The organism is Arcobacter cryaerophilus gv. crypticus (assembly GCF_002993025.1).
In the GTDB taxonomy this organism is placed as follows: Bacteria; Campylobacterota; Campylobacteria; order Campylobacterales; family Arcobacteraceae; genus Aliarcobacter; species Aliarcobacter cryaerophilus_B.
Map to the genome: position 1 here is coordinate 47,146 of NZ_NXGI01000005.1, position 19,238 is coordinate 66,383.

The following is a 19,238-nucleotide window of genomic DNA, read 5'->3' on the forward strand; positions in this document are numbered from 1 at the left end:
TTACTTATTCCCTTTTTTATTGGAAAAAAATATGAAAAATATAAAATCTTATTTAATAACTGACCCAAACTATTTTTCTGATAATAAAGAAATTTTTAAAGAAAAATTAAGAGCTGTTTTCAAAAATCATAAAATTGATTTCGCTTGTTTTAGAGATAAAAGTTCACAAAATATTGAGGAGTTGGCAAAAATATTTTTACAAATTTGTAAAGAGTTTAAAATAAAAAATATTTTGATTAACTCCAATATATCTTTGGCAACTAAGTTAGGTTTTGATGGAGTTCATCTAAATTCACAACAGTTTGAGAAAATCCAAAATGCAAAAAAATTAAATCTTATTACAATTATATCTTGCCACACTTTAGAAGAGTTAGAAAAAGCTATGAATAAAAATATAGATTTTGTAACATACTCCCCTATTTTTGATACGCCAAACAAAGGTCAATCAAAAGGAGTAGATAAATTAAATGAAGTTATAGAAAAATTTCCAAATCTAAAGATATTTGCACTTGGAGGAATAATAAAAAATGAGCAGATAAAAGAGATAGAAAGAACTAAAGCTTACGGTTTTGCATCTATTAGGTATTTTATTTAAACTTCAAAAAATTCTATACTATCTTCTTTTAAATAAACTAAATATCCATCCACACTTTTCGCATTAAAAATTTCACTAACCGCTTTTTTATAATACTCCACTTGTGTTTTATGAGAATATAAAACTTCTGTTGTCGTTTTATAATCAACAATAATAAATCTATCATTTTTATATAAAAGTAGGTCTAAAACTTTTATCTCTTCATTGTAAATCAAAGCTTGTTCTTGCACTATTTGTGAATCTTTAATTAAATTTTGAAATTTATCATTTCTAATTAAATTTTGAATAATCTTTTTTATAGATACAAAATCAAGTTCGTCTAAATAGTTAAAATATTTTGTTTTTGATAAATTTAAACCATGATTTAAAGCTTTTTCATCAAAATTACTCATCATTTCTAAAGTATAGTGCGTAGCAAGTCCAAAATATTTTGATTTTAATATATCACTATTTACAATATTATTTTTTGAAGATTTTATATCTTGTTTACCTAAATTTAATGCTTCATAAGCAATCTTTTTATTACTATTTTTTCTCTGTACTACTTCACTTAAGATTAAATTTCCAAATTTAAAAGCTGTTATATTTAAAATATCAAATACACTATTTTTCTCTTTTTTAAATACAATTAGATTATTTTTTGCACGAGTTAGTGCAACATAAAGAACATTTTTCTCATCATCAAGATTTAGATTTTTCTCTTTTTCCAAAGCTTTTTTATACTCTAAATCAAAATTTTCATATCCAGAAACCTTATAATATATATTTTGTAAGTTAATATTTTCATAATCAAATAAAAGAGAACTTTTATCATGATTTTTTCTTTTTATTCTATCAATTAAGATTGTTGTGTGAAACTCTAAACCTTTTGATTTAAAAATAGTGAGTATTTGCAAACCAGAATTTTCACTATTTTCAATACTAATATCCAATTTATCAATCTCATAAATAAAATCAACAATATTGAAATAAGTACCTGATTGCTCTATTAGTTTTATAATATTTTCATCTACAATATCAAAATAAGTTGCAATAAAATGAATAACATTTTCTACACTTAACTCATTTAAATCAATATCTAGTAAAAACTCACTATTTATATCTTTTCCTACAAGAGCATTGAAATTTTCTTTATAAATATTTTCTTTAAAATATATATATTTTATAGCATTTATAAGTGCTTTTACATTTTGTTGATTAATTAATTTAGAACTCATATCAGTTCTTATTTTAAGATTTGGTAATTTTTCTTTTAAATAGTAAAAAAGTTCTAAAACATCACTATTTGTATAACACAAAATTGCAATATCATTTGGATTTATTCCACTTTTTAATAGCTCATTTATTTTATTGAAAATACCTAAAAATTTATCTTCACTTTGCAAATTTGAATCTTCTACAACTTCTACAAATCCATCTTTTCTAATACTTTTTTGAGCTAAATAATCATAGTTTGGAAGATTTAAAAAAGTATTATTTACAAAATCAATAATATTTTTACTAGACCTATAGTTTGTATTTAGATTTTCAAGTTTTATATTACTATTTTCACTCAAAACAAAATCAAAAAGCTCTCGTTTGCCTCCACGAAATCTGTAAATACTCTGCTTTGGATCACCTACATAAAAAAATGTTTTAAATTTTTCACTATCTCCAGCAATTACCTCATCAATCAAAGGCTTTAAAATTTTATACTGCAAAATAGAAGTATCTTGAAACTCATCTATTAAAATATGATTATAGTTACTATCTAATCTAAAATATAAAAAATCTTTATTGATTTTATTATTTAAAAGTTCGTAAACTAAATTTGAAATATCATTAAACTCAAAATAGTTTTTTTCAATATTAAAACTCTTTTTAAACTCTTTAAAATTTATATAAAGCTTAAAAATTTTATTTAAACTATATGAAGTTCTTAATTTATAGTAATTTAAAAAACTATCTTTAAGTTCCAAAAATACACTATTTATCTCTTCATTTGCACATTTTTTAAAATATGAATAGTCATATATATTCTCTTTTTCTATCCAAGTATTTGCAAAAAGCTCATCAAAATTTGTAAAAGATACAGCTTTTATGGCACTAGGACTTGCAACACTGCAATTTAAAATATGCTCTTTTATCTTAAAAGCTTTTTCTAAAATATCATCTTTTATAAGATTAAGTAGTTTTGCATCTATTTGTATAGGATTTATCTTTTCATTTTTTTCAATTAAGATTTTAAATAGTTCAAAAATAGAGTTAAATTTTTTCTTCTCATATAAAGAAAATTCAACTAACTCTTTAAAGCCATTTTCATCTAAACTTTGTAAAAATTTATAGCTCAAAATCTCCATATCATCATTTGAAATTTTGAAATCATCACTTATTCCGATATATCCACAAAACTCTCGTAAAATCTTATTTACAAATTTATCAATAGTAAAAATACTTGAACTATCATTTATAAATAGTTTTATAAGTAGTGATTTTTTACCTAGAATTTGCTCTTTTGTAAAATTTGATACTTTTATAATCTCATTTAAATATGCTTCATCATCACCTAATGTTTGAAGTGTGTTAAAAACTCTTTGACTCATTTCAGCAGCTGCTTTATTTGTGAAAGTTAGAGTTAAAATTTCGCTAGGTTTTGCTCCTAAAAGAAGTAAACTAATATATCTTACGGTTAATGCAAAAGTTTTTCCACTCCCTGCACTGGCTTTTAATGCTAAATATTTTTCCATAAATTCATTTTACTATATTTCATTTTAAAAGAGATTTTTAGATACAATCAAGACTTTAAAATTTACAAGGATATTTTTTATGACAAAAACAAATCCAAAAGTTCAAACTCTAATAGATGCTATTCCATATTTCAAAAAATTTTATGGAAAAACAATAGTTATAAAATATGGTGGAAGTGCCCAAACAAGTGATGATTTAAAAGAGAAATTTGCTCAAGATATAGTTTTGCTAACTCTTTTAGGAATAAAACCTATAGTTGTTCACGGTGGAGGAGCAAGAATCACAGAACTTTTAACAAAACTTGAAATTCCTTCACATTTTGTAGATGGATACAGAGTTACTTGTAAAGAGAGCATGAGAGTTGTTGAGATGGTTTTAAGTGGAGAAATAAATAAGAATCTTGCTTCACTTTTAAATCATCACGGTGCAAAAGCAATTGGAATATCTGGAAAAGATAGTGGAATAATTAAAGCAGTCCCAAAAGATGGTGGGAAGTTTGGTTACACTGGAGATATAACTTCTGTAAATGGAGAGATAATAAATAACCTAATAAAAGAAGGGTTTATTCCAGTAATTGCTCCTATTGCAAATGGAGATGAACCAAATCATCCAGGTTACAATATAAATGCAGATGTAGCAGCTTGTGAAATTGCGATGGCTGTAAAAGCTCAAAAAGTTATATTTTTAACTGATACAGTTGGTGTTTTAAATAAAAGTGGTGAGCTAATCCAAACTTTAGATAAAGCAAATGTTGAAATGTTTAAAAAAGATGGAACAATTGCTGGTGGAATGATTCCAAAAGTTGATTCTTGTATAGAGGCTATTCATAATGGTGTAAATAAAGCTCACATTATAGATGGTAGAGTTGAGCACTCAATCTTACTTGAGTTATTTACAAGTGATGGAATAGGAACTCAATTTATAAGAGTTGATAATCCAAATAATGGAATTGATATAGAAAAATTATTAAATAGTTAAAAGGAAGATGGTATGGGATTTATTGAAACAAGAGGAAATGATGGAAAAAGAGCAAAAGAAATAAATTTTAGCGAAGCTATTTTAAATCCAAGTAGCTCTTTTGGTGGACTTTATGTACCAAAAAATTTACCAAATTTAGGTGAAAATTTTATTGAAAATCATATAAATAAAAGCTATAAAGAGCTTGCATTTGATATTTTAAAAGCTTTTGAAATTGATATTGATGATAATGAAATACAAAAAGCATTAGATTTATACGATAATTTTGATAATCCAAAAAACCCAAGTCCTGTTGTAAAAGTTAAAGATGATTTATATGTAAATGAGCAATATCATGGTCCTACACGTGCTTTTAAAGATATGGCACTTCAACCTTTTGGATCAATTTTTAGCTCAATTGCACAAAAAAGAGATGAAAACTACCTAATTTTAGCAGCAACATCTGGAGATACAGGACCAGCAGCTTTAAATACTTTTAGAAATAAAAAGAATATTCAAGTTGTTTGTTTATATCCAGATGGAGGAACTAGCGATGTTCAAAGACTTCAAATGGTTTGTGAAGATGGAGAAAATCTAAAAGTTTTAGGAATAAAAGGAAACTTTGATGATGCGCAAAATGCTCTAAAAAATCTTTTAGCATCAAGCAGTTTCAAAGCTGAATTAGAAAAAGATAATATAAAATTAAGTGCTGCAAATAGTGTAAATTTTGGAAGAATTATTTTTCAAATCATCTATCATTTTTGGTCATACTTAGAACTTATTCGTCAAAATGCTATTAAAAATGGAGAAAATATATATTTAGTTGTTCCAAGTGGTAACTTTGGAAATGTTCTTGGAGCATATTATGCACAAAAAATGGGGCTTTGTATTGAGAAACTTTTAGTTGCATCAAATGAAAACAACATTTTAACACAATGGATAAACACTGGAATTTATGATATTAGAGAAAAGAGTTTAAAACTTACAAAATCACCAGCTATGGATATATTAAAATCTTCAAATATTGAAAGAGTAATTTTTGATCTATTTGGAAGCACTAGAACAAAAGAGTTAATGGAAGATTTAAACTCTAAAAATATTTTTGAAATGACTAAAGAAGAGACAAAAGAGTTACAAAAATATTTTAGTGCTACTTTTAGTAATGATTCATTTGGTAACAAAACTATAAAAGAGTTTTTGGATTTAGGATATCTTATGGATCCTCATACTGCAACTTGCATAAAAGCTTGCAATGACTTAAAAGAAAAACCTCTAAAAACTGTAATTTACTCAACAGCAGAGTGGACAAAATTCTCTCCAACTGTTTTAAATGCTTTAAATCAGGACTCTAAAAAGTATAGTGATAAAGAGGCTTTAGAAGAGATTAGTACAAAATTTGGTGCTAACTTACCTCAGACTATTAAAAATCTTTTTAATGCAAAAATCAATCACACTTTAGTAATAGACAAAGAAAATATTGAATCTGAAATCATAAAATTTATTAGAAAATCATAAGATTTTCTAATAAACAACAAAATGAACTATTTTTAAATATTCTATTTTTACACATTTCATTAATCATTCGTTTATAAAATTGACCAAAATCAATCTTTCTTAAGTATCTTTATATTAAAATCTAGGCCGATTCTAATTTTAAAAAAAGGAAGCCAAATATGTCTAAAGATACAAATAGACGAGATTTTATTGGCTACTCATTTGCTGCAGTTGCTGCAGTTGGAGGAGCCGCATCTTTGTATGGTATGAAACAGGTATGGGATCCACTTCCTAGCGTTTTAGCTGGTGGATTCACAACTATTGATTTATCTGCTTTAAAAGCAGGAGAGCCAGGAACTTTCACATGGAGAGGAAAACCTATCTTTGTTTTAAAGAAAACTGCAGATATGGAAGATAATGTAAGAGATTTAGTAATTGGAAGTGATAAATACACAGTTGCAATTGGTCTTTGTACTCACCTTGGTTGTATTCCAGCATGGAAAAAAACTGAATGGAAATGTGCATGTCACGGTGGTGTTTTCAATGCAAGTGGTCACCAAACTTTTGGACCACCACCTAGACCACTTGATTTACCTCCATTTAGTGTAAAAGGTAATTCTATCGTTTTAGGCGAAGAGGGTCCTGAATTCAAAAAAATCGCTGATGCGATGAAAGCATAAGGAGACAATAGATGGCAAAATTTGAAAAAGCTAACTCTGTTGGTGAGTGGTTAGAACAAAGACTTAATATCAAAGCATTTAACAAAGTTATGATGACTGAGTATTGGATTCCAAAAGATATTAACTTCTTATGGGCAATGGGAGTATTATTAGCTACTACATTTACTATTTTAGTTGTATCTGGGATATTCTTAATGATGTATTACAAACCTGACATCAATTTGGCATTTGATTCAGTTAACTATACAATTATGCAAGAAGTTGCATTTGGTTGGTTATTTAGACATATTCATGGTGTTGCGGCTTCTGTTATATTCTTAATAATATATATTCATATGCTTACAGGTATCTATTATGGTTCGTATAAGCAAGGTAGAGAGATGATTTGGATTTCAGGAATGTTACTATTTGTTACATTTAGCGCTGCTGGATTCTCTGGATATATGCTTCCTTGGGGACAAATGTCTTACTGGGCTGCAATGGTTATTACAAACTTATTTGGTGGAGTTCCTGTTATTGGAGATGCACTTGTAGTTTGGATTAGAGGGGATTTTAATGTTGCTGATGCAACACTTACAAGATTCTTTATGCTACATGTTTTCTTATTACCAATAGCAATTATGGGATTAATTGGTCTACACTTCTATACATTAAGAATTCCTCACGTAAATAATCAATCTTCAGAAGAGTTTGATTTTGATACTGAAGCTGAAAAATATTTAAGTGGAAATAAAAAAGAGTCAAAAGTTATTCCATTCTGGCCTGTATTTATCTCAAAAGATTTAGCAGTTCTTGGAGTATTTTTAATATTCTATTTCTATTTAGTATTCTTCCACTATAGCTTTGCTATGGATCCTGTTAACTTTGATCCAGCTGATCCAATGGTAACACCAGCTCATATTTATCCTGAGTGGTACTTCCTATGGTCTTATGAGGTTTTAAGAGGATTCTTCTTTGATATTGCTGGAATTTCAGCATTTGATCTTGGTTTAATTGCATTTGCATTTGCAAATGGTATCTTCTTTGTTTTACCATGGTTAGATAGAGATAATAAAATTTTACCAGCTCACAAAAGACCACTATTCTTCATTTGGTTCTGGTTATTAGTTGTAGATTTAATAGTACTAACTGTTTATGGAAAACTTCCTCCAACTGGAACAAATGCTTGGGTAGGTTTCTTTGCAGCAGTAGCATTTATTCTACTATTTGTTCTACTTCCAGTTGTTACGAAACTTGATCAAAAAAGAAGAGGGTAAAAGATGAGAGAATTAAAAATTTTAGCAGTAGTAGTAGCATTAACTCTTATTACTTACTGGGGAGTTGAGCCTTTTGCTCACTCGCAAATGCATCCAGCTGTATCAAACTCTAATTTTGATTTTGGAAAAGCAGATGCTGAAACATCAAAAGTTGCTGTTGAAAAAGCTCAAAAAGCTTTAGATGAAATACAAAAAAATAGTGATGAAAAAGCAATTAACAATGCAAAAGCTGATTTAGCAAAAGCTGTTGAATTCGAAAAAACTATAAATGTATTTTGGGAAAGTAATAATGAAGCAATCAATGCAAAAGGAGATGTTGCAAATGGTCAAATTCTTGTAACATCAAACTGTACAGCTTGTCACAGTATTGAATCTCAAGGTTTTCCACAAATTATGGATAATGCAACTACTGCTGGTGCATATGGTGTAACAACTCCTGATTTAGGAAGTTCTGGTAAACTATACACAAAAGAGTTTTTAGTAGCATTTATTAAAAATCCAGCACTTGCTTCAAAAGTTTCACATAAATTTGAAGATGGAAAAGCACATCCAATGCCAGGATATGACTGGATGAGTTCTCAAGAAATTGCTGATATGGTTGCTTATTTAGAGTCAATTGCTCCAAAAGAGATGACAAATAAAGAAGTATTTGTTGATTCTTGTCAAAGATGTCATGGTTTAAAATATGCTGACATGAAAAATGGAACTATGGGTGCATTTACACCAGCTGAAAATATAAAAAGCTATATGGGTAAACTTCCTCCAGATTTATCTCAATATATTATTAGTAGAGGTCCTGATTATTTAGGTAAATTTATAAATGACCCGCAAAAACTACTTGATGGTACTGCGATGCCTAGAGTTGGTTTAAATCAAGAGTCACAAGAACAAGTTATAAAATATCTTGAAGAAATTGGAGCTTCTAAAAAAGAGGAAAGAGAAGAATTAGGTCCTAAATTCCTAATATATCTAGTAATTTTTGCAATTTTTGGTTTCCTATGGAAAGCAAGTAAATGGAGAGATGTTCACTAAGAACATCTTTTCAAAACTTAAAAAGCTAGGAGTTTTTACTTCTAGCTTTTTTTATTTATATTTTATAAGATTATTTTAGAAGTAGCAGATATTATAGCCGTTTGTGATTTTAAAATAAGGCTTGAACTAAAACCAACAATGAAATCTTTATTGAAAAGTTCTCTCTCTCTTTTTGAAAATCCACCTTCTGTTCCAATAATTAAAGTTTTAATATCTGATACTTTACTATCTATAGAAGTTTGGGAGAAATCTAAAAAATATGTGTCTTGATTCTCTTGTATAAAAGTATCAATATTTTTACAAATATCAAGTTTTATAATACTACTTCTTCCACATTGAGATGATGAATTTATTAATATTTTTTCTAATTTTTCAAAATTTATTTTAAAATTCTTTTGTGAAAAATCACTATAAACAAAAGTAATTTTATCAACTCCTAATTCGTTTAAACTAGAGATATTTTCATAAATAGTTTTTGGATCAACAATACACCAAGCAAGATGAATTTTTTTACTATTTTCAATAACTTTTTCCTCTTGTTTTAGAAGATTTAAAAACAAACTCTTTTTATCGATTTGAGATATTTTATATGAATACAAAAAGTTATCTTCTAAATTTCTAAAATCTAAAATATCATCAAGCTTATGTCGCCTTGCTTTTATTATATAGTTATAATTCTCATCTTCAATTTTTAGTAGTTCATTTTTAGCATTTTTGTCATATATAAACTGCATTAAAATACTTTACTAATTATGTAAACAGCTAATAAAACTGTAATTTCAATAATATAAATCTTCTTTGCATAAATATAAAAATCTTCTTGAAGTTTTATATCAGAAACTTTTATAACTCTTTGTTTTTTATATCTTTTTATCTCAATTACAAGTAAAAATATTGAAGCTGGAATCATTAAAGCAATTGTAATGCTAAAATGATGAGCATAAAAAGCAACTATAGTTCCTGTGTAAATTACTATTGCATTACTCAAATGATAAATAGGAGTCATAAATTTCAATCTTTTTGCTAAAGTTACAAAGTTTTTTATTCTAAAAACTGAATATAGATTAAATAACATTATTCCTAAAAAGATATATATTGTATAAATATGTGTTGTAATTGCACTTTGCATCAATTCCATATAGGTTTATCTCACTTTTAAATTTTTTTGCTATTATATCCAACTTATAATAAGTTTATATTTCCAATACTTCATACATTTTTCAAAAATAAAAGGATTTTTTAATATATGAATAATAATTTAAAAAAAAAAGCAGTTGTAATTTTAAGCGGAGGAATGGATTCAACTCTTAGCTCTTACATAGCAAAAAACAGTAATTATGATTTAATAGCAGTTCATTTTAATTATGGACAAAGAACAGAATCTAAAGAGTTAAAAGCATTTAGAGACATTTGCAAAGAGTTAAATGTTTTAAATAAATATGAGATAGATATTCCATTTTTTACACAAATTGGAGCTAGTGCTTTAACTGATAAAACAATAGATGTACCAGTAAATGGTGTTGAAAAAGGTATTATTCCAATTACTTATGTTCCATTTAGAAACGGTATTTTTTTAAGTATTGCAAGTGCAATAGCTGAAAAAGAAGAGGCAAGTGCCATGTATATTGGAGTTGTACAAGAGGATAGTTCTGGTTATCCAGATTGTAGTGATAATTTTATTCTAAAAATGCAAAATGCAATTAATGAAGGAACAAAAGAGGATACAAAAATAGAGATTATAACTCCTCTTGTTCATTTAAGTAAAGCTCAAATTGTACAAGAGTCAATAAAATTAGATGTTCCTTTGAATCTTACTTGGTCATGTTATAAAGAAGAGATCGAAGCTTGTGGAGTTTGTGATTCATGTAGATTAAGATTAAATGGATTTAAAGAAGCAAATCAAAAAGATCCAATACAATACAAGGAGAGTTAAATGTGGGAAATTTCAAAAGAGTTTGACTTTTGTTATGGTCATAGAGTTTGGTCTCAAGCTTTAAATGTAGAATTTTCACTTGATAGCTGTTTAATGTGCAGACATCTTCACGGGCATCAAGGAAAAGCAATTGTGTATTTAAAAGCTAGCAATTTAGAAAATGGAATGGTTACAGATTTTAAACACTTAAATTGGTTTAAAAAGTTTTTAGATGATGTAATTGATCATAAATTTATTATTGATATAAATGATCCACTATTTTCAACACTTCTTCCAAATATAGATAAAAATGATTTAATAAGTTTTAAAGAAGGCTACAAAACAGTAAATCTAACAAATTTTGAAAATGAACTATTAGAACTTTATGAGAGCTACATTATTGTTGATTTTGTTCCAACAAGCGAAAACATATCAGCTTGGCTTTTAAAAATTGTTCAAGAAAAAATGGATAAATTAAATATAAAAGTTTCAAAAATAGAGTTTTTGGAAACTCCAAAGAGTAAAAGCACATTTTATGCTAGAGATTAATGAAATTTTTGGTCCAACTATTCAAGGAGAGGGAAAATTAATTGGCTCTCCTTCAATTTTTATTAGATTTGGAAAATGCAATTTTAAATGTGTTGGATTTAATGTTTTGTATGAAACTCCAAGCGGGGTTAAAAAGTGTGCTTGTGATTCATACTATGCTGTTGATATGGAGTTTAAAGATAGTTGGAAAAGCTATGAAAATCATCTTGATATAGTAAATATTACCAATAAACTTCTTGAAACTTATAGTTATAAAAATAGTATTGATGTAGTAATTACAGGAGGTGAGCCACTTTTATATTGGAATAACATAGAATTTCAAAATTTGATAAAACATTATATTAATAAAAATCACAAAGTTACAATTGAGACAAATGGCTCTTTAAATATAGATTTAAAAGAGGATTATCAAAAAAAAATCATATTTTCAATGAGTGTAAAACTAAGCAACTCTTTAGAACCTTTAAAAAAAAGAGTTAATAAATTTACATTAACAAAAATTTTAAACAATACAAAAGAGTCTTATTTAAAATTTGTTATTGGAGATGATTTTTTAGAAAAAGCAATAGATGAGATAGAAGATATTTTAAGAGATATTCCAAAGTGTGAAGTATATCTTATGCCACTTGGAGATAGTTCAAAAGCTATTGATAAAAATTCAAAAGATGTTGTAAATCTTGCAATTAAGTATGGATTTAAATACTCTGATAGATTACATATTAGATTGTGGGATAATAAAAGAGGAGTTTAGTCTAATAAAAATATTGATATAATAAATCTTTATGCAAAAAATTAAAAGGATAAAAATATGAAATTTAGTGGAAAAAATGTTTTAATAACAGGTGCAAGCAAAGGAATTGGTGCAGAAATTGCAAAAAATCTAGCTTCTTATGGATTAAAAGTTTGGATAAATTACAGAAGTAAAATTGAAGAAGCAGAAGTTGTTAAAGAGGCTATTGAAAAAGCTGGTGGAACAGCAGCAATTATAAAAGCTGATGTATCAATAGAAGAACAATTTATCGCAGCTATTAAAACAATTATTGAAAGCGATGGTGAATTAGCATATTTAGTAAATAATGCTGGAATTACAAAAGATAAATTAGCTCTTAAAATGAGTGTTGAAGATTTTACATCTGTAATAGATGCAAATCTTACTTCAGCATTTATTGGTTGTAGAGAATTTTTCAAACAAAGAGGGAAAAAAGGCTTTGGTTCTGTTGTAAATATATCTTCAATTGTTGGTGAAATGGGAAATCCTGGTCAAGCAAACTATTCAGCTTCAAAAGGTGGATTAAATGCCATGACAAAATCATTCGCAAAAGAAGCAGCAAGTAGAAATATCAGATACAATGCTATAACTCCTGGATTTATTCAAACAGATATGACAGATTTATTAAAAAATGAAGTAAAAGCAGAATATGAGAAAAATATTCCTCTTTCAAGATTTGGAAATCCAAGCGAAATAGCAGATGCAGTCGCATTTCTACTAAGTGATCACTCATCGTATATTACAGGTGAAATATTAAAAGTAAATGGTGGATTATACGTTTAAAACTTATCTTTAAACTATAATTTCTTCAAATTAAAAAGTTTTTAAAACTTTTTTGCTATAATTTTGGGACAATTTTATTAAAGGAATTAAAATGGCATTATTAGATGATGTAAAAGCTGTTGTTGTTGATCAATTAGATTGCGATCCAGCTGAAGTTAAAGAAGATTCGAAGTTCATTGAAGACTTAGGAGCAGATTCACTAGATGTAGTTGAGCTTGTAATGGCTTTAGAAGAGAAATTTGATATCGAAATCCCTGATGAAGAAGCTGAAAAAATATTAACTGTTGGTGATGCAATATCATATATTGAAAACAACAAATAGTTTTTTCTTTTTTTTAGATAAAAGAGTTTCTCTTTTATCTATTTGTTTTTGTTATTGAGTTTTTAGCTTAAAGATTGAATAGTTTAAATAAAATATTGGAGCATTATTAGATGAAAAGAGTTGTTATTACAGGACTAGGTACTATAAATTCTACTGGACATAGTGTAAACGAATCTTTTGATGCCGTTGTAAACGGTGTTTGCGGGATTGATAAAATTACACTGTTTGATACAACTGATTTTTCAGTACAAATTGCAGGTGAGGTAAAAAATTTCGATCCTGAAACTGTTATGGATAAAAAAGAGGTGAAAAAAGCTGATAGATTTATTCAATTAGGTATAAAAGCGGCTTTAGAAGCTATGATTGATAGCGGTTTTGTTACAAGTGAAAATAAAAAAGTAGATGAATCTATAGCAAATAGATTTGGAATAATTTCAGGTTCTGGAATTGGTGGATTAAGTACAATTCAAAGAAATTCTACAATTTGCGATACAAAAGGTTCAAGAAAAATATCTCCATTTTTTATACCATCATCTTTAGCAAATATGCTAAGTGGATTTATATCTATCGAACACAACTTAAAAGGTCCATCTTTAAGTCATGTTACTGCTTGTGCTGCTTCAACTCATGCATTAAATGACGCTATGAAAACAATAGTTTTAGGTGGTGCTGATAGAATTTTAGTTGTTGGTGCTGAAAGTGCTGTTTGTGGTGCTGGAGTTGGTGGATTTGCTGCTATGAAAGCACTATCTACTAGAAATGATGATCCTAAAAAATCTTCAAGACCTTTTGATATAGATAGAGATGGATTTGTAATGGGAGAAGGTGCTGGTGCTTTAGTTGTTGAAACTCTTGATAGTGCACTGGCAAGAAATGCAAAAATTTATTGTGAGATTATTGGATTTGGAGAAAGTGGTGATGCAAATCATATCACTGCACCTGTAATGGACGGTCCACTAAGAGCTATGAGAGCTGCATTTGAAATGGCAAAAGATTTAACTGGAGAGTATCCAAAAATTGATTACATAAATACTCATGGAACTTCAACTCCAGTTGGTGATAAAAATGAGACAGCTGCTATTAAAGAACTTTTTAGTGGAAAAGAAAATTGCCCTCCTGTATCTTCTACAAAAGGTCAAATTGGTCATTGTTTAGGTGCTGCTGGAGCTATTGAAGCTATTATGGCGATTAAAGCTTTAAATGAAGGTATTATTCCTCCTACAATAAATGTTGAAAATCAAGATCCAGAATGTGATTTGGATATTGTTCCAAATGTTGCTAGAAAAGTTGATTTAACAACTGTTATGAGTAACAATTTTGGTTTTGGTGGAACAAACGGTTCAGTAATTTTTAAAAAATTTACAAAATAAATCTAAACCTTAAAGGGTATTATTACCCTTTTTCTTAAGGAAAAACATTGGCTACTTACTTAGAATTTGAAGAAAAAATAAAAAAAATTGAAGAAGATATAATAATCGCAAAAACAAAAGCAGATGAACCTGCTGTTGAGATATTAAATAAAAAATTAAATAAAGAAGTTGAAAAAACTTTTAAAAATTTGAATGACTATCAAAAACTTCAGCTAGCACGACATCCAGACCGTCCTTATGCACTTGATTATATTAATTCTCTTTTATCAAATGCTTATGAAATTCATGGAGATAGACACTTTGTAGATGATAATGCAATTGTTTGTTATTTAGGTTTTATAGGAACTCAAAAAACTTTGATAATTGGTGAGCAAAAAGGTAGAGGAACAAAAGAAAAGTTAAAAAGAAACTTTGGAATGCCTAGTCCTGAAGGTTATAGAAAAGCTTTAAGGGCTGCTTTACTTGCTGAAAAATTTCAAATTCCAATTCTTATGTTAGTTGATACTCCAGGTGCATATCCAGGGCTTGGAGCTGAAGAGAGAAATCAAAGTGAAGCAATTGCAAAAAATCTTTATGAATTTGCAAATCTTACAACTCCAACTGTTTCAGTAGTAATTGGAGAAGGTGGAAGTGGTGGGGCTTTAGCTATATCTATTGCTGACAAACTTGCTATGATGAGATATTCTGTATATGCTGTTATTTCACCTGAGGGGTGTAGTGCAATTTTATGGAATGACCCATCAAAAGTTGAAACAGCAGCTCAAGCGCTTAAGATTACAGCTGAAAATCTAAAACAACAAAATCTAATAGATGATGTTATAAATGAGCCTTTAATTGGTGCTCATAGAAATAAAGATGAAGCATTTATGGCTTTAAAAGAGTATTTTTTAAACTCTGTTGATGAACTTAAAAAACTAACGCCACAAGAAAGACAAGAGAAAAAATATCAAAAAATTATGAATTTAGGATCTTTTTCTGAGTAATAAGTAAGATAAACTAAAAAAGTTTATCTTATAAATCATTTTTTTCTCGAACTAACCTTCCAACTTTTTCGCCACCAATCAAATGAAAATGTAAATGTGGAACTTCTTGTCCTCCATCATTTCCAATATTTGTAATCATTCTATATCCAGTTTTATCTATTTTTAACTCTTTTGTAACTTTTTTTATAAAACTACTTAAACCTGACATAATATCCGATGGAGCATCTTCAAATGAGTCATAATGAGATTTTGGAATAACCAAAACATGCACCTTTCTTGTAGGATTTATATCATGAAAAGCCAAAAAATTATCATCTTCTAATACAATATTACTAGGTATCTCTTTATTTATAATTTTGCAAAAAATGCACATATTTTCTCCTTGATTTTTTATAAAAAATTATAACCAAACTCTAATAAAAAATTAGGTATAATCGCAACTTTTAGAGATTATAAATATATATTTTGTAAAAATAAATTAGAGATTAGGAATAAAAATTGGAACTTTGGATAAAGAAAATCGAATCTGCTTCAACACTTGAAGAACTGGAGAGTTTAAGAGTTGATACACTTGGGAAAAAGGGAATTTTGACTATAGAATTTGCAAAAATGAAAGATATTCCAGCTGATGATAAAAAATCATTTGCAGAAAATCTAAATAGACAAAAAGATCAAATAACGAAAGCTTTAGATAGCAAAAAAGCAGAACTAGAAGTAATTGCTTTGGATAAAAAATTACAATATGAAAAAATTGATGTTACAAAGTTTAATAACGAACTTAGCTGTGGTTCTGCTCACCCAGTTGCTGAAACTATGAATAGAATTATTAACTACTTTTTAAACCTTAATTTTACAGTTGAAGAGGGTCCTTTGGTTGAAGATGATTTTCATAATTTTCAAGCTTTGAATCTACCTGAATATCATCCAGCACGAGATATGGCTGATACTTTTTATAACAAAGATTATACACTTTTAAGAACTCATACTTCTCCTGTTCAAATAAGAACAATGTTAAGCCAAAAAGCTCCTATACGAATGATTGCACCAGGAACTGTTTTTAGAAGAGATTTTGATATTACTCACACTCCAATGTTTCATCAAATTGAAGCTTTAGTTGTAGATGATGCTGATAAAATCTCATTTGCAAACTTAAAACATGTTTTAGTTGAATTTTTACAGCATATGTTTGGAGAAGTTGAAGTTAGATTTAGACCTTCATATTTCCCATTTACAGAGCCTAGTGCCGAAGTTGATATTTCATGTGTATTTTGTAAAGGAAATGGTTGCAGAGTTTGCTCACAAACAGGTTGGCTTGAAGTTTTAGGATGTGGAGTTGTGGATCAAAATGTTTTTGATGCTGTTGGATATAAAGATAAATCAGGTTATGCATTTGGTTTAGGAATAGAAAGATTTGCTATGCTAATTCATAGTATTGGTGATTTAAGATCTCTATTTGAGAGTGATACAAGACTATTAGGACAATTTAAATGATAATTACAAGAAGATGGCTAGAAGAGTTTATAAATATATCAAACATAAGTACAGATGAGATTTGTAAAACATTAAATAGCATTGGTTTAGAAGTTGATAGTGTAGAAAAAAATAGTATTGCTTCGAAAGTTGTTGTTGCAAAAGTTTTAAGCAAAGAGAAGCATCCAGATGCTGATAAATTAAATGTTTGTCAAGTAGATTTAGGAGATGAAGTTACTCAAATTGTTTGTGGAGCATCAAATGTAGAAGCTGGACAAACTGTTGCAGTTGCTACTATTGGAGCTATTTTAGGAGATGATTTTAAAATAAAAGCAGCAAAACTAAGAGGTGTTGAATCAAATGGAATGATTTGCTCATCAACAGAACTAGGACTTCCAAAATTAAATGATGGAATTATGGTTTTAGACAACTCTATTGGAGAGCTTATTTTAGGAAAAGAGTTAAAAGATTACCCTATTTTAAATGATGATATTATAGAAATTGGTCTTACTCCAAATAGAGGTGATTGCTTAAGTATTTTAGGAGTTGCTAGAGAATTAGCAGCTTTTTATGATTTACCTTTGATAGAATTAGATAAAAATATAAATGATCACGAACTTAGTATTGGTCAAATATTTGAGATAAATAGTTCAAATATTGACACTTTTTTAGTATACAAAGCCATAGATTTTTCAAATTTCAAACTAGATTTAATAACAAATCTAAGAGTAGCTTTAATTGGTAAGTTTAAAGAAAATAGTAATATTAGAAACTCACTTTTCTATGCAACTCATTGTGTTGGTACTATTTTAAATGCATATCCTAGAGAAGATTTTGTTTTAAAAAATGAACTTAGTGTTTTGGATTTAAGAAAAAATGAAAAAGGATTTGATTGCTCTTATTCAAGCACAAATTGTCTAAGTCAAATCTGCGTAGAACAAAAAGATTTTAGTGAAAGCTCAAGTGATTTTTTACTTGAAGCATCTTATATAAATCCTGAAGTTATATCAAAAAGAGTTTTTGATGCAAAGATAAAAACAGGAGATATATTTTACAAAGCATCAAGAGGTAGCAATCCTGATTTAAATTATGGAGTTAATTATTTTTCTAGTTTTGCTTCTAAAATGGGAGCAACTATATACTCTGGAGCAAAAGAATTTTTGGAAGATATTGAAAAAACAACTCTTAGTATTAGTGCAAAAAATATAAACTCTATTATTGGACAAAAAATAGAAAAAATAGAGATAGAGAGAATTTTAACTTCTTTAGAATTTGAAATAAAAGAGTCTGTGGAAGATATTTTATTGATTAAAGTTCCACACTATAGACATGATATAAAAAATATTGCTGATATTGCTGAAGAAGTTATAAGAATGGTTGGAATTGATAATATTATTTCAAAACCTTTGGCTATTGATGAAGTAAATAGAGTGAATAAAACTAGTCTAGATTTACAAAAAAAGAATAAATTAAGATATAAAGCTATTGAAAATGGATTTTTTGAGACATTAACATATGTTTTTTCTTCAAAAGAAAATTTAGAAAAATATGGTTTTAAAACTGTAAAAGATGAGCTAGATCTTATTAATCCAATTGTAAAAGAGTTAAATACTTACAGAACTACACTACTTTTAAATATTGTTGAGGCCTGTTCAAATAACTTTAAAATAGGTGCTAGAAGTGCTAGTTTTTTTGAAATTGGAACTATTTTTGATGAAAATAGAGTTGAAAGTAAAAAAATTGCATTTGTTCACAGTGGAGCTTCATCACTAGAAGATGTAAGCAATGCTGGAAAACCAAAAAATATAGATTTTTTCTCATTTTCAAAAAAAGTTTTAAATACTATTGGTGAATTTGAGCTTGAACCTATGACAAATATTGATAATAAATTTATTCATCCATATCAAAGTGCAAATATTTTAATAGATGGAAAAATATCGGGATTTATCTCTAAGCTTCACCCAAGTGTTGCCTCTGATTTCGATTTAAGTGATACTTTTTTTGCACAAATAGATTTTGATAGTTTAAAAGATGGTCTAATAAAAGCATCTTCTTACTCTAAGTTTCAAGCTTCTAGAAAAGATTTAAGCATAATTGCTCCAAAAACTTTAGAGTTTAAAGAGATTAAAAAAGTTATAAACTCACTAAATAATAACCTGATTAAACAGTACAACTTAATCGATATATACAGTGATGATAAACTTGGAGAAGATGAGAGTTTAACTATTAGATTTACTCTTCAAAGTGATGATAAAACACTTGAAGATGAAGATATAAATCAAGTTATAAGTTCAATTTTAGATGCTTTAAAAGAGAAATTAAATATTACTTTAAGATAA

The 19,238-nt window shown here is 27.9% G+C and carries 19 protein-coding genes; 15 read left to right on the forward strand and 4 right to left on the reverse strand.

Going from position 1 to position 19,238, the window contains the following annotated elements; translation table 11 throughout:
- Positions 1 to 31: 31 nt before the first annotated feature.
- Positions 32 to 595 (forward strand): thiamine phosphate synthase, encoded by a 564-nt coding sequence (locus CJ670_RS03565; RefSeq protein ID WP_228154196.1) that lies wholly within the window; start codon positions 32 to 34, stop codon positions 593 to 595.
- On the opposite strand, the gene CJ670_RS03570 is transcribed toward CJ670_RS03565, so the two are convergent.
- Positions 592 to 3,321, reverse strand: coding sequence for a RecB-like helicase (locus CJ670_RS03570; RefSeq protein WP_105938872.1), 2,730 nt, complete (start codon positions 3,319 to 3,321; stop codon positions 592 to 594). The genes CJ670_RS03565 and CJ670_RS03570 overlap by 4 nt on opposite strands.
- A 79-nt stretch (positions 3,322 to 3,400) precedes the next feature.
- Here CJ670_RS03570 and argB point away from each other — a divergent pair, with 79 nt between their 5' ends.
- The 5 genes from argB (at position 3,401) to CJ670_RS03595 (ending at position 8,741) form a co-directional block, all read left to right on the forward strand.
- Entirely contained in the window at positions 3,401 to 4,300 is a 900-nt protein-coding gene (argB, locus tag CJ670_RS03575; RefSeq protein WP_066156414.1) for an acetylglutamate kinase, read from the forward strand.
- Between the two features lie 12 nt (positions 4,301 to 4,312).
- Complete coding sequence (gene thrC, locus CJ670_RS03580) at positions 4,313 to 5,794, forward strand: threonine synthase (protein WP_105938873.1); 1,482 nt, start codon at positions 4,313 to 4,315, stop codon at positions 5,792 to 5,794.
- 158 nt (positions 5,795 to 5,952) lie between these two features.
- Entirely contained in the window at positions 5,953 to 6,453 is a 501-nt protein-coding gene (locus CJ670_RS03585; protein WP_105911575.1) for a Rieske 2Fe-2S domain-containing protein, read from the forward strand.
- 11 nt (positions 6,454 to 6,464) lie between these two features.
- The gene (locus CJ670_RS03590; RefSeq protein ID WP_105938874.1) at positions 6,465 to 7,709 is read left to right on the forward strand and encodes a cytochrome b; all 1,245 of its coding nucleotides are present in this window, start codon (positions 6,465 to 6,467) and stop codon (positions 7,707 to 7,709) included.
- 3 nt (positions 7,710 to 7,712) lie between these two features.
- The gene (locus CJ670_RS03595; RefSeq protein WP_105938875.1) at positions 7,713 to 8,741 is read left to right on the forward strand and encodes a c-type cytochrome; all 1,029 of its coding nucleotides are present in this window, start codon (positions 7,713 to 7,715) and stop codon (positions 8,739 to 8,741) included.
- A 62-nt stretch (positions 8,742 to 8,803) separates the two neighbouring features.
- On the opposite strand, the gene CJ670_RS03600 is transcribed toward CJ670_RS03595, so the two are convergent.
- The gene (locus CJ670_RS03600) at positions 8,804 to 9,475 is read right to left on the reverse strand and encodes a 16S rRNA (uracil(1498)-N(3))-methyltransferase (RefSeq protein WP_105938876.1); all 672 of its coding nucleotides are present in this window, start codon (positions 9,473 to 9,475) and stop codon (positions 8,804 to 8,806) included.
- Positions 9,475 to 9,879: a hypothetical protein gene (locus tag CJ670_RS03605; RefSeq protein ID WP_105938877.1), complete on the reverse strand. Its 405-nt coding sequence runs from the start codon at positions 9,877 to 9,879 to the stop codon at positions 9,475 to 9,477. Before CJ670_RS03605 ends, CJ670_RS03600 begins: the two co-directional genes overlap by 1 nt.
- A gap of 108 nt (positions 9,880 to 9,987) precedes the next feature.
- On the opposite strand from CJ670_RS03605, the gene queC reads away from it, so the two are divergent.
- From queC to accA, 7 genes are all read left to right on the forward strand, one after another.
- Positions 9,988 to 10,674 carry a 7-cyano-7-deazaguanine synthase QueC gene (gene queC, locus CJ670_RS03610; protein WP_105938878.1) on the forward strand — a complete coding sequence of 229 codons (687 nt, stop codon included), beginning with the start codon at positions 9,988 to 9,990 and terminating at the stop codon, positions 10,672 to 10,674.
- Positions 10,675 to 11,202, forward strand: coding sequence for a 6-carboxytetrahydropterin synthase (locus CJ670_RS03615; RefSeq protein WP_105938879.1), 528 nt, complete (start codon positions 10,675 to 10,677; stop codon positions 11,200 to 11,202). It abuts the gene before it with no gap.
- Complete coding sequence (locus CJ670_RS03620; RefSeq protein ID WP_105938880.1) at positions 11,189 to 11,953, forward strand: 7-carboxy-7-deazaguanine synthase QueE; 765 nt, start codon at positions 11,189 to 11,191, stop codon at positions 11,951 to 11,953. The genes CJ670_RS03615 and CJ670_RS03620 overlap by 14 nt, the downstream gene beginning before the upstream one ends.
- A gap of 57 nt (positions 11,954 to 12,010) precedes the next feature.
- Positions 12,011 to 12,754, forward strand: coding sequence for a 3-oxoacyl-ACP reductase FabG (gene fabG / locus CJ670_RS03625; protein WP_105938881.1), 744 nt, complete (start codon positions 12,011 to 12,013; stop codon positions 12,752 to 12,754).
- Positions 12,755 to 12,845: 91 nt separating this feature from the next.
- A complete protein-coding gene (gene acpP / locus CJ670_RS03630) occupies positions 12,846 to 13,076 on the forward strand; it encodes an acyl carrier protein (protein ID WP_066156446.1) in 231 nt (76 codons plus the stop codon).
- A 110-nt stretch (positions 13,077 to 13,186) separates the two neighbouring features.
- Complete coding sequence (locus CJ670_RS03635) at positions 13,187 to 14,446, forward strand: beta-ketoacyl-ACP synthase II (RefSeq protein ID WP_105938882.1); 1,260 nt, start codon at positions 13,187 to 13,189, stop codon at positions 14,444 to 14,446.
- Positions 14,447 to 14,493: 47 nt separating this feature from the next.
- Entirely contained in the window at positions 14,494 to 15,429 is a 936-nt protein-coding gene (gene accA / locus CJ670_RS03640) for an acetyl-CoA carboxylase carboxyl transferase subunit alpha (RefSeq protein ID WP_105911585.1), read from the forward strand.
- A gap of 28 nt (positions 15,430 to 15,457) precedes the next feature.
- Here the strand turns inward: accA and CJ670_RS03645 are convergent, their stop codons facing one another.
- Positions 15,458 to 15,802: a histidine triad nucleotide-binding protein gene (locus CJ670_RS03645; protein WP_105938883.1), complete on the reverse strand. Its 345-nt coding sequence runs from the start codon at positions 15,800 to 15,802 to the stop codon at positions 15,458 to 15,460.
- 125 nt (positions 15,803 to 15,927) lie between these two features.
- Here CJ670_RS03645 and pheS point away from each other — a divergent pair, with 125 nt between their 5' ends.
- On the forward strand, positions 15,928 to 16,920 hold the full coding sequence (gene pheS, locus CJ670_RS03650; protein ID WP_105938884.1) for a phenylalanine--tRNA ligase subunit alpha: 993 nt from the start codon (positions 15,928 to 15,930) through the stop codon (positions 16,918 to 16,920).
- A complete protein-coding gene (gene pheT, locus CJ670_RS03655; RefSeq protein ID WP_105938885.1) occupies positions 16,917 to 19,238 on the forward strand; it encodes a phenylalanine--tRNA ligase subunit beta in 2,322 nt (773 codons plus the stop codon). Before pheS ends, pheT begins: the two co-directional genes overlap by 4 nt.

Bases quoted from the DNA above. Each gene is read 5' to 3' on its own strand.
- CJ670_RS03565 (WP_228154196.1), top strand. From the start codon at position 32: ATGAAAAATATAAAATCTTATTTAATAACTGACCCAAACTATTTTTCT.
- CJ670_RS03570 (WP_105938872.1), bottom strand. From the start codon at position 3,321: ATGGAAAAATATTTAGCATTAAAAGCCAGTGCAGGGAGTGGAAAAACT.
- argB (WP_066156414.1), top strand. From the start codon at position 3,401: ATGACAAAAACAAATCCAAAAGTTCAAACTCTAATAGATGCTATTCCA.
- thrC (WP_105938873.1), top strand. From the start codon at position 4,313: ATGGGATTTATTGAAACAAGAGGAAATGATGGAAAAAGAGCAAAAGAA.
- CJ670_RS03585 (WP_105911575.1), top strand. From the start codon at position 5,953: ATGTCTAAAGATACAAATAGACGAGATTTTATTGGCTACTCATTTGCT.
- CJ670_RS03590 (WP_105938874.1), top strand. From the start codon at position 6,465: ATGGCAAAATTTGAAAAAGCTAACTCTGTTGGTGAGTGGTTAGAACAA.
- CJ670_RS03595 (WP_105938875.1), top strand. From the start codon at position 7,713: ATGAGAGAATTAAAAATTTTAGCAGTAGTAGTAGCATTAACTCTTATT.
- CJ670_RS03600 (WP_105938876.1), bottom strand. From the start codon at position 9,475: ATGCAGTTTATATATGACAAAAATGCTAAAAATGAACTACTAAAAATT.
- CJ670_RS03605 (WP_105938877.1), bottom strand. From the start codon at position 9,879: ATGGAATTGATGCAAAGTGCAATTACAACACATATTTATACAATATAT.
- queC (WP_105938878.1), top strand. From the start codon at position 9,988: ATGAATAATAATTTAAAAAAAAAAGCAGTTGTAATTTTAAGCGGAGGA.
- CJ670_RS03615 (WP_105938879.1), top strand. From the start codon at position 10,675: ATGTGGGAAATTTCAAAAGAGTTTGACTTTTGTTATGGTCATAGAGTT.
- CJ670_RS03620 (WP_105938880.1), top strand. From the start codon at position 11,189: ATGCTAGAGATTAATGAAATTTTTGGTCCAACTATTCAAGGAGAGGGA.
- fabG (WP_105938881.1), top strand. From the start codon at position 12,011: ATGAAATTTAGTGGAAAAAATGTTTTAATAACAGGTGCAAGCAAAGGA.
- acpP (WP_066156446.1), top strand. From the start codon at position 12,846: ATGGCATTATTAGATGATGTAAAAGCTGTTGTTGTTGATCAATTAGAT.
- CJ670_RS03635 (WP_105938882.1), top strand. From the start codon at position 13,187: ATGAAAAGAGTTGTTATTACAGGACTAGGTACTATAAATTCTACTGGA.
- CJ670_RS03645 (WP_105938883.1), bottom strand. From the start codon at position 15,802: ATGTGCATTTTTTGCAAAATTATAAATAAAGAGATACCTAGTAATATT.
- pheT (WP_105938885.1), top strand. From the start codon at position 16,917: ATGATAATTACAAGAAGATGGCTAGAAGAGTTTATAAATATATCAAAC.